Raw genomic sequence first — 10,790 nt, forward strand, 5'->3', positions numbered from 1 at the left:
CCGGTAGATCGGGCGGGGCTCGGCGTACGTGCCCGGCGGCGGCGGGGGATGCGCGGCACGGTCGTAGAGGGCCTCCGCCACCGGGTCCCGGGCGGTGAGGTCCTGCTGCTGGTAGGGATCCTGGTCGTAGGCCTGCTGGACGTACGGGTCGGTCGCGGGCGCGGGCTGCGGCGGTACCTGGTTCTGCGCGTGAGGAGGCACCGCGCCGCCTCCGCCCTGGGCGCGGTCACCGTCGTACGGCGCGTTCATGGATTACCCCACCTCATCGTCCCCGGCCGACCGGCCACGACATCGCTCAACGGTCCACTTTCTCACCCGCGCCCGACGGGTCTCCGCTTTCCGGGGCGGTGTCCGGTGTCGGGTCACTCGGCTGCTCAGAGCCGGCGTTCTCGTTCGTCGAGTGCCGATCCTGCACGTCATTGTCGCTGTGTCCGTCCGCGGTCCGGGCCGTGCGGGAGGCGTCGTTCTCTTCGGCCTCCTCCTCGTCGTCGTCCCCGGCGGCCCGGCGGGCGGCCGCCCGCTTTCGCTGGGTGTACATCCTGATGCCGGCGAGTACGAGCAGCAGCACTCCTCCCGCGATGACGAGCATGACGGTCGGTGTGACTTCCGTGACGGTCAGCGTGAAGGTCATGGCGTCGCCGTAGGGCGCGCCGTCCTCCGTGTAGAGCTGTGCGGTGACTTCTGCGGGACCGTTCGCGTTCGCCGAGGCCGGGAACTTCACGGACTGGCTGTGTCCCCCGGCGACCTTGACAGGCTGCGGGTCACCCAGCTCCAGCCGGTTCGGGTTGTTCGAGGTCAGCTTGAGAACGAGGTTCTCGACGCCTTGCACGAGGTTGTTCTGCACGGTTACCGGGATGGTCGCACTGCGCCCGGAGAGGGTGACATCCGACTTCGTGATCAGCTGTACCTTCTTGGTCAGCGAGACCAGGTACTGCTGTACCTCCTTCCGGAAGTCTTCGGCACCGCTCGTGTTGCCGCGCCATGAGGTCGACATCCCGCGGCGCAGCGCGTTGCCGAACGGTGTGACGGCACGGTCCTTGGCCGTGAGCACGACCTTGAAGCCTTCGAGCGTCCTCTGGGTTTCCTTGATCTGCTCGAATGCCGAGGTCGGCAGTTCCTTCTTGCGCAGCGACTTCGGGTAGGAGCCGCGGGACGGCACCTTGCGATTGGCCCTCGTGTCCGGCTCCGTGTCGGCAACGGCGGTCAGGTCGGCGGCCTCGGACCAGCGATCGGACTCGAGGATCCCGATGGCGCTCGCCATCGTGTGGGCCTGGCTCGCCGTCGGCTGACGCTGCGGGGCGACCACGACCGTACGCGCCTCGTTCGGATCCTGCCTCGTGATCATCAGGCTCTGAGCGAGGAACTTCTGCACTGCAAGGGTGGAGTTCTCCGCCACCGCCATGTCGCCCTGGAAGGCTGTGGACAGTGAGGCGTCGGCGACGACCGCGGTCGTGCCGTCGCCGACCGGCCGGGCGGCGTTCGGCGTGTACGGAAGGCCGTCGCGCAGGCTGTCGCTGCGGGCGATGACCTTGTCGGCGCCGGCGGAGGTCGCCACATCGATGATCGACGGGTCGACGGCGCCGTCGACCGGCCACGCGTAGTCCGTGCTCGCTCCTGTGTGGAGCACGGTCTCCACGGTGGTCGCGGCGACGTCCGTGGCGTCCTTGAGGTGGCTGAGGCTGCCCGTCACGTCCTTGCCGCGGTGTGCCAGCGACGCGACGTCGGGGTCGGCGAACGGCAACGCCACGACCGTCTTGCCGCGCACCGCCATCTGGAGCTGGTCGAGCCACTCGTTGGCGACGTCCTGGTTCTCGCCTGCGACGATCGTCCCGTCGTCAAGCTGGACCTCGTAGCTGCCGGTCATCGCGTCCACGGTGGCCAGCAGGTCGGGGTCGATGACCCAGGTCACGGGCAGGCGGCTGCCGAGGGAGACGAGCTGCTGCAGGCGCCCGCCGGGGCCGATCTCCTTCGCCAGGTCCTCGTCCTTGAACAGCGGGGTCTGCTCCTCGTCCGACCCGGTCTCCGCGGTGAGGTGCGTGCCGGAGATCAGGGGCCAGAGATAGGAGACGCGGGTCTTCTCCTCGGTCTCGTCCTGCTGGTAGGGCAGGAACGTCCGCTGGATGCCCAGCACGCGCTCCCACGGCTGGTCCGCGGTCTGCCCGCTCAGCGATACGCCGAGCTGGTACACACCGTCGTCGCCGAGCCCGAGCTTCTTGACCGGCACTTCGATCCGGAACGTCTGAGTGGCCCCGGGAGGGAGCTTCGCGAACTTCTGGACGTGCTTCCCGCCCACCTCGGCGGGATCGGTCCCGCTCGTGGTTTCCGCGTGCCTGGCGGCGTCGTCGATCCCACTGCGGCTGTTGAGTTCGGGCCCCACCCGGAGCCCCACGTGAGCGCCGGTGATGGTCTGCTTGCCCTTGTTGGTGAGTGTTCCGGACACGGTGAGGTTGTCGCCCTCCACGGGTGCCGCGGGCTTCAGCGTGTCCAGGGACACATCTACGGTGCGTGAGCCGGCGGCTGCCGGTGCCGCGACGGCGGAGGTGGCGGGGAACTGCAGCAGGCCCGCCAGGACCGGTGCCCCGGCGAGCAGCGCGGCGAATCGCCGCAGCCGTCGACGAGGCCGCTCGGTTTCCTGGGACTGTGCCGCCTCGGCCACGCGCTCGCCCGTCCTCGTCGTCAGTGGTCGTCGGTTGTGCGTCCACGCATGGTAACGAGGCGCGCGGGGGCCGCGTGCCAGGGAGTGCTCCACATGATCGGCAGAGGGCCGCCGTGCCTCGGAAACGAGGACGCTTCGGGCGCCGGGGCCACGTACCCTGTTCTGTTGTGCCGAACGCCCATGAAGACAACACCAGTGCACTGAGCCAGGTGCAGCACCGAGCGGTGAGCGAATTGCTGCGGGTCGCCCCCGTGGCCGACGACCTCGCACGCCGATTCCAGGAGGCCGGGTTCCGTCTTGCCCTGGTCGGCGGCTCGGTACGGGACGCGCTGCTCGGCCGGCTCGGTAACGATCTGGATTTCACCACCGACGCCCACCCCGAAGACGTGCTGAAGATCGTCCGGCCCTGGGCGGACTCGGTGTGGGAGGTCGGAATCGCCTTCGGCACGGTCGGCTGTCAGAAGTCCGGCTATCTGGTGGAGATCACGACTTATCGGTCGGAAGCGTACGACCGCACCTCTCGCAAGCCGGAGGTGTCGTACGGCGACTCCATCGAGGAGGACCTCGTCCGCCGGGACTTCACCGTGAACGCGATGGCTGTGGCGCTCCCGGAAAACGAGTTCATCGACCCCTACGGGGGTCTGGAGGACCTGGCCCACAAGGTGCTGCGCACGCCCGGGACGCCCGAGGATTCCTTCTCCGACGACCCGCTGCGGATGATGCGAGCAGCGCGCTTCTCCGCGCAGCTTGACTTCGAGGTCGCTGCCGAGGTCGTCGCCGCGATGAAGGCGATGTCCGAGCGGATTGAGATCGTCTCGGCGGAGCGGGTGCGGGATGAGCTGAACAAGCTGCTCCTCTCGACCCATCCCCGTAAGGGACTGGCGCTCCTCGTCGACACCGGCCTGGCCGACCATGTGCTGCCCGAGCTGCCCGCGCTCCGTCTGGAGAGCGACGAGCACCACCGGCACAAAGACGTCTACGAGCACTCCCTGACGGTGCTGGAGCAGGCCATCGACCTGGAGGAGGACGGTCCCGATCTGGTTCTCCGCCTGGCTGCGCTGCTGCACGACATCGGCAAGCCACGTACCCGCCGCTTCGAGGAGGACGGGCGGGTCTCGTTCCATCATCACGAGGTCGTCGGCGCCAAGATGACCAAGAAGCGGCTCACCGCGCTCAAGTACTCCAACGACATGGTCAAGGACATCTCCAGGCTGGTGGAGCTGCATCTGCGCTTCCACGGCTACGGGACCGGAGAGTGGACCGACTCGGCCGTGCGCCGCTATGTGCGGGACGCCGGCCCGCTGCTGGAGCGGCTCCACAAACTCACCCGCTCCGACTGCACCACACGGAACAAGCGGAAGGCGAACGCGCTCGCCCGCGCCTACGACGGGCTGGAGAAGAGGATCGCCAGGCTGAAGGAGCAGGAGGAACTGGACGCCATCCGTCCGGACCTCGACGGTAACGAGATCATGGAGATCCTCGGTGTCGGCCCCGGCCCCCTGGTCGGCAAGGCATACCGGCATCTGCTGGAGTTGAGGCTGGAACACGGGCCGATGGAGCGGGATGCCGTGGTCTCGGCGCTCAAGGAATGGTGGGCCGCGCAGGACTGATGGGGGCCTCATGTTTCACGTGAAACATGAGGCGGTCTCGCATGCGGCGAGGGTGGTGTTTCACGTGAAACACCACCCTCGCCGCATCGGCGCACGTCAGCGCCACTCCGCTCTTACAGTTCCTCCAGGCAGAGGGTGAATGACGGGCCGTCGCCGCTCTGGGTGTACTGGGCGTACTTCGTCCGGTCGCAGGATGCGCTCGCGCCGTCCTTCTTCTGCACGACCTTGTAGGCGGCCTTCGAGTTGCCGCACTCCACGACCTCAAGGTCCGGGTCGGTGGCGCTGTCGGGATTTCCGATGCTCATGCAGTCGCCCACGGAGGCGGTGTCCGCATCGTCACGGCTGGCTATGAAGCCGCCCACGACGACCCCGACGACGACGATGCCCACGACCACGTTCTTGATGGTCTTGAACTTCGACCGCTGGGGCGTGGCCGGCGGAGGGACCGGACCACCCGCGTTGAGGTACGGGGAGGGCTGCTGTGGCATGCCCGGCTGCTGGGCGAACGGGTTCTGGCCCTGGGGAGGCGGAGTGGTCACTGGTGTCCCCCTTGGAAAGGATCTCTGGCTGTCTCGATGTGGACGGCCGTAAGGTATCGGTGGTCACTGACATCGCAGAGACTTCTCGGGGCTCTGTGGCGTTTATGTGACACTTACCAGTTATCAAAGCGGGCCATAGTCGTAGCAATCGCTCCGTAGACGAGGGCGACGCCGACGACAAGTGGTACCGAGCGGCCGTCCGGAGGCAGCATCAGGGCCGCGATCCCGGCCGCTGCCACGAAGGCGACGTTGAACAGCACGTCGTACACCGAGAAGATCCGGCCGCGGTAGGCATCCTCGATGGAGGACTGGACGACCGTATCGGTGGCGATCTTCGCGCCCTGAGTAGTGAGGCCGAGGAGGAAGGCGGCGATCAGCAGTGGAACCGGCGCGAAGGACAGGCCAAGAGCCGGCTCCAGCACCGCGGCCGCGAGGGCGCAGGCAGTGATCCAGCCGGCCTCTCCCAGGCGTCCCACGGCCCAGGGAGTCACCACAGCCGCCGCGAAGAAGCCCGCCCCCGAGACGCCGACGGCCAGGCCCAGAAGGCCCAGCCCGCCCGACTCGGTGTCCGACCAGGCGTACCGGCAGAGCATCAGGACCATCACGGTCAGCGCCCCGTAGCAGAACCGCATCAGAGTCATCGCCGCGAGGGCGCGGGCCGCCGGCGGACGCTCGGACAGATGCCGCAGCCCGGAGACCAGTCCCTTGGCGGTGCTGCGCAGTGCTGCCGTCAGATGCGGCTGTACGTGACGGGGGTCGGGCCCCAGCAGTTCCCGGGGCATCCGCAGCGAGGCGAGCGAGGCGCAGAGGTACAAAGCGGCCCCGAGCAGCACCACGACGGCGTCCGAGTCCGGGCCGGCCAGACGTACGAGGAATGCGAGACCTCCGCCCGCGGTGGCGGCCAGCGTGCCCGCAGTGGGCGAGAGCGAGTTCCCCATGACGAGCCGCTCCTCGTCGACGACACGCGGGAGGGCAGCCGAGAGTCCGGCCAGGACGAATCGGTTGACGGCCGTGACCGACAGTGCGGAGGCGTAGAACAGCCAGTACGGGGCGGACCCGGCGACGAGCAGCGCGGTACCCGCGGCCAGGACGGCACGCAGCAGGTTGCCGTAGAGAAAGACCTGCCGCCGCCGCCAGCGGTCGAGCAGGACCCCCGCGAACGGGCCGACGAAGGAGTACGGCAGCAGCAGAACCGCCATCGCGGAGGCGATGGCCGCGGCCGATGTCTGTTTCTCCGGGGAGAAGACGACGTACGTCGCGAGCGCGACCTGGTAGACGCCGTCCGCCGACTGCGAGAGCAGCCGTACCGCCAGCAGACGGCGGAAGTTCCCGAAGCGCAGGAGTACGCGCAGATCACGTACGACAGGCATGGGGCACAGCCTCACACACGGAGCAGGCCCCCGGGCGGATCACCCGGGGGCCTGCTGTCACGACGGAAGCCTCAGCGCTCAGCGCTCGACCTCGCCGCGGATGAACTTCTCGACGTTCTCGCGGGCCTCGTCGTCGAAGTACTGCACCGGCGGGGACTTCATGAAGTAGGAGGACGCCGAGAGGATCGGACCGCCGATGCCCCGGTCCTTGGCGATCTTCGCGGCGCGCAGCGCGTCGATGATGACGCCGGCGGAGTTCGGGGAGTCCCAGACCTCGAGCTTGTACTCCAGGTTCAGCGGAACGTCACCGAAGGCGCGCCCCTCGAGGCGGACGTACGCCCACTTGCGGTCGTCCAGCCACGCCACGTAGTCGGACGGGCCGATGTGGACGTTGTCCGCGCCCATCTCGCGGTCGCGGATCTGCGAGGTGACGGACTGCGTCTTGGAGATCTTCTTGGACTCCAGGCGCTCGCGCTCGAGCATGTTCTTGAAGTCCATGTTGCCGCCGACGTTCAGCTGCATCGTGCGGTCCAGGATGACGCCCCGGTCCTCGAACAGCTTCGCCATGACCCGGTGCGTGATGGTGGCGCCGACCTGCGACTTGATGTCGTCACCGACGATCGGGACACCGGCCTCGGTGAACTTGTCGGCCCACTCCTTGGTACCGGCGATGAAGACCGGCAGGGCGTTGACGAACGCGACCTTGGCATCGATGGCGCACTGGGCGTAGAACTTCGCCGCTTCCTCGGAGCCCACCGGCAGGTAGCAGACGAGGACGTCGACCTGCCTGTCCTTGAGGACCTGGACGACGTCCACCGGGGCCTCGGAGGACTCCTCGATGGTCTCGCGGTAGTACTTCCCGAGACCGTCCAGGGTGTGGCCGCGCTGGACGGTCACTCCGCTGTTCGGAACGTCGCAGATCTTGATGGTGTTGTTCTCGCTGGCGCCGATCGCGTCCGCGAGGTCGAGGCCGACCTTCTTCGCGTCGACATCGAAGGCGGCGACGAACTCCACGTCACGGACGTGGTACTCGCCGAATTGGACGTGCATGAGGCCCGGGACCTTGGCCGCCGGGTCGGCGTCCTTGTAGTACTCGACGCCCTGCACCAGCGAGGCGGCGCAGTTGCCCACGCCTACGATGGCTACGCGAACCGAACCCATTCCGGTTGCTCCCTGTTTGTTCTCGACGAGGCCCAGCGGGATGCGGGGCCTCAATTGGCGGTGTCGTCGGACGGATCCGACCCGGGGTTCTCCCCGTGCCGGGGCAGGCCGCCCGATTCTCCTGATGTGTCCTGACCGTCTCCGGAGGACGGGGACCGGTGCTGGTCCCGCCCCGTCCGCTCGCTCTCGATCAGCTCGTTGAGCCAGCGGACCTCGCGCTCCACGGACTCCATGCCGTGCCGCTGCAGTTCGAGGGTGTAGTCGTCGAGTCGTTCCCTGGTGCGGGCCAGCGAGGCCCGCATCTTCTCCAGACGTTCCTCCAGCCGGCTGCGGCGCCCCTCGAGCACGCGCATCCTGACGTCCCGCGAGGTCTGCCCGAAGAAGGCGAAGCGAGCCGCGAAGTGCTCGTCCTCGTACACGTCGGGCCCGGTGTGCGCGAGAAGCTCCTCGAAGTGCTCCTTACCTTCCGCTGTCAGCCGGTAGACGATCTTTGCGCGGCGGCCGGCGAGGGAAGCGGCGATCGCTTCCTCGGGCGCGCTGCCCGGCTCCTCAGTCAACCAGCCGTTCGCGACCAGCGTCTTGAGGCAGGGATAGAGCGTCCCGTAGCTGAAGGCACGGAAGATCCCCAGTGAGGTGTTGAGTCGTTTGCGCAGCTCATAGCCGTGCATTGGGGACTCGCGCAGCAGGCCGAGCACGGCGAATTCGAGGATGCCGGAGCGCCTGCTCATGGTCGCCTCCTCCGCGGCTCGGAACCTTTATGCCGTTCTGATGTATCGACTCGATACATCCAGACGATAGAACGCCGTTCCGGTTGAGACAAGAGGGATCACGGTGAACGGGATCACATCACCGATTCGCACGACTCAACTTGCCTGATTTGAGGTGAAGATCGGCCCTCGGTGGGTTTTGGCGGTGCGTAGTCTGTGCGGCATGCAGACCACCGGGAACCACGAGACGCCAGTGAGCGTCGATGTCCTTGGTGTAGTGCGGATGAGCCCTGGAAGGGGCGCATCCGTATATCGGGGGGACCGGAACTCAACTGCCGCTTTCAGGCGATCGCGCCTGCCCGAGGAGTAGTCGTTCGATGAGCGAGCACCGTCGTAAACCGCCGCAGCCCCAGGGCGGCGGACGTGCCGCAGCCAGGCGCGCCGCGCAGCAGCCCTCCGGCCGCCGCGGCGCGCAGCGAGGCGAGACAGCATCCCTTCCTTCTTCGTCCTACGGCGACGAGGGCCAGCACGCCGGGAGGGCGGCCGCCCGCCGCGCCGCCGCGCGCGGCAGCGCCGGGGGTGGGCGCCGCCGGGTGGCGGAGACGGGCCCCGGACGTGCCCGCGGACGGGCGGCCCCGCCCGGCAAGAAGCGGCTCATCGACTACCCGCGCTCCGGCAAGTACGGCTGGCAGCGTTGGGTGCCCTCCTGGAAGCAGGTCACCGGAACCACCATCGGCTTCTTCGGCCTGCTCATGCTCGGCGCGACCGCAGCGGTGGCATGGGTGGACGTGCCCAAGGAGAACAAGACCGCCACCGCGCAGAGCAACGTCTTCTACTGGGAAGACGGGACCCAGATGGCCTCCACGGGAGGCAAGGCCAACCGGCAGCTCGTCGAGTACGGGAAGATCCCGAAGTCGATGAAGGACGCGGTGATCGCGGCGGAGAACGCCACGTTCGAGGACGACCGGGGCGTCGACCCGATGGGTATTGCGCGTGCCGCACTCAACATGGCGATGGGCGGTGAGACGCAGGGTGGTTCGACCATCACCCAGCAGTACGTCAAGAACGCCATGCTGTCGCAGGAGCAGACCGTCTCCCGGAAGGTGACGGAGCTCTTCATCTCCATCAAGGTCGGCGCGACGATGGACAAGCCCGACATCCTCAAGGGCTACCTCAACACCGCGTACTACGGGCGCAACGCCTACGGCATCCAGGCGGCCGCCCAGGCGTACTTCGGCAAGGACTGCGACAAGCTGACGGTCGAGGAGAGCGTCTTCCTCGCCTCCGTCCTCAAGGGCCCGAACCTCTACAACCCCGACGGCGGCGTGGGCGCCGCGGCCACTCCGGAGGCGAACACCGAGCGCGCCCAGAAGCGCTGGGTATGGATCCTCGACCGGATGGTCGAGGTGGGCCGGATGACGGACGAGGAGCGGGACAAGGTCGGGGACTTCCCGAAGCTCAAGAAGCAGACATCGACCCTGGCCGGGCAGACGGGCTACCTCGTCGACATCGCCAAGGACTACGTGACGAAGAAGACCGGTCTGACCGCCGACCAGCTGGAGCTCGGCGGCTACAAGATCTACACGACCTTCGAGAAGGACAAGGTCAAGGCGCTCACCAAGGCCGTCGACGAGACCCGCAAGGACTTCCTCGACGCGAAAGAGCGACCCAAGACCGATAAATGGGTGCAGTTCGGGGCGGCCTCGGTCGATCCGAAGAGCGGCGCGATCGTCGCCCTGTACGGCGGCGACGGCTACGACAAGAACCACTTCTCCAACAACGCCAACACGACCGGTGTGCCGGTCGGCTCCACCTGGAAGCCGTACGTCCTGGCAGCCGCCATGGAGTACGGCACCGTGAAGAGCGACGGACAGCCGATCTCTCCCGAGAGCAAGTACAACGGCAACGACCTGGTCGTGATCAAAAACCAGAGCGGCGACCCGATCATGGGAGCCAATGGCCAGCCGTTCCGGCAGAAGAACGAGGGCACCACTGCCTGGGGCTACATCTCCTTGACGAAGGCGATGGAGCAGTCCGTCAACACCCCGTTCGTGCAGCTCGGTATCGACGTCGGGCTGGACAACACCAGGAAGGTCGCGGAGAACACGGGCATCCTCGAGAGCAGCTTCGACACCGGAAACCTCACAAACGCCTCGTTCTCCCTGGGTACGTCGACCCCCAGCGCGATCCGCATGGCCGACTCGTACGCGACGTTCGCGAACTCGGGGACGCACTACGAGCCGTACTCCGTCACCAAGGTCGTCGACGGCGACGGCAACAAGCTCGACAACTTCACCGAACCCAAGGCGCAGACCGGTCTGGACGCGGATGTCGCAGACAACGTCACCAAGGTGCTGGAAAACGTCGTGAAGAACGGCACGGCCAAGCGCGTGGCGGACATCGGGTTCCCGGTCGCCGGCAAGACCGGTACCACCGACAAGAACAAGTCCGCGTGGTTCGTCGGCTACACCCGGGAACTCTCCACCGCCGTCACGCTCTTCCGGACCGACCCGGAGGAGGGGAAGCTCCTCTCCATGAACGGCACCGGTGGTGTCGCGTCCATCCACGGTGGTGACATTCCCGCTCAGCTGTGGGAGGACTACATGTCGGTCGCCCTCAAGGACGCGGACCACGAGCCGTTCCCGGAGGCCCAGCCGATCGGCGACAAGGTGGACCAGGACGGTGCGTCCCCCAGCCCGTCACCGACCGAGTCGGAGCCCGAGGAGGAGGAGCCGACGGAGCCCACC

Annotated in this window: 7 protein-coding genes and 1 pseudogene; 2 read left to right on the top strand and 6 right to left on the bottom strand. The window is 67.4% G+C overall.

Annotated features, from left to right (window positions below; genetic code table 11):
• Both GUY61_RS28125 and GUY61_RS28130 read right to left on the bottom strand, forming a co-directional pair.
• Window positions 1–249 (bottom strand): annotated as a pseudogene (locus tag GUY61_RS28125) (murein biosynthesis integral membrane protein MurJ); the annotation flags it as partial.
• A gap of 46 nt (window positions 250–295) precedes the next feature.
• Entirely contained in the window at window positions 296–2,656 is a 2,361-nt protein-coding gene (locus GUY61_RS28130) for a DUF6049 family protein (RefSeq protein WP_166633064.1), read from the bottom strand.
• A 167-nt stretch (window positions 2,657–2,823) separates the two neighbouring features.
• On the opposite strand from GUY61_RS28130, the gene GUY61_RS28135 reads away from it, so the two are divergent.
• On the top strand, window positions 2,824–4,266 hold the full coding sequence (locus GUY61_RS28135) for a CCA tRNA nucleotidyltransferase (RefSeq protein WP_166633065.1): 1,443 nt from the start codon (window positions 2,824–2,826) through the stop codon (window positions 4,264–4,266).
• A gap of 113 nt (window positions 4,267–4,379) precedes the next feature.
• Here GUY61_RS28135 and GUY61_RS28140 read toward each other — a convergent pair whose 3' ends face one another.
• From GUY61_RS28140 to GUY61_RS28155, 4 genes are all read right to left on the bottom strand, one after another.
• On the bottom strand, window positions 4,380–4,805 hold the full coding sequence (locus tag GUY61_RS28140) for a hypothetical protein (protein WP_166633066.1): 426 nt from the start codon (window positions 4,803–4,805) through the stop codon (window positions 4,380–4,382).
• A gap of 113 nt (window positions 4,806–4,918) precedes the next feature.
• A complete protein-coding gene (locus GUY61_RS28145) occupies window positions 4,919–6,175 on the bottom strand; it encodes an MFS transporter (protein ID WP_166633067.1) in 1,257 nt (418 codons plus the stop codon).
• A 78-nt stretch (window positions 6,176–6,253) separates the two neighbouring features.
• On the bottom strand, window positions 6,254–7,336 hold the full coding sequence (locus GUY61_RS28150; RefSeq protein WP_166633068.1) for an inositol-3-phosphate synthase: 1,083 nt from the start codon (window positions 7,334–7,336) through the stop codon (window positions 6,254–6,256).
• 50 nt (window positions 7,337–7,386) lie between these two features.
• Window positions 7,387–8,064 (bottom strand): PadR family transcriptional regulator, encoded by a 678-nt coding sequence (locus tag GUY61_RS28155; protein ID WP_166633069.1) that lies wholly within the window; start codon window positions 8,062–8,064, stop codon window positions 7,387–7,389.
• Between the two features lie 356 nt (window positions 8,065–8,420).
• Between GUY61_RS28155 and GUY61_RS28160 the strand changes: the two genes are divergently transcribed.
• Window positions 8,421–10,790 (top strand): transglycosylase domain-containing protein (locus GUY61_RS28160; RefSeq protein WP_166633070.1); only part of this gene is annotated, 2,370 nt, incomplete at its 3' end.

Source organism: Streptomyces sp. GC420 (assembly GCF_009916105.1).
Classification (GTDB): domain Bacteria; phylum Actinomycetota; class Actinomycetes; order Streptomycetales; family Streptomycetaceae; genus Streptomyces.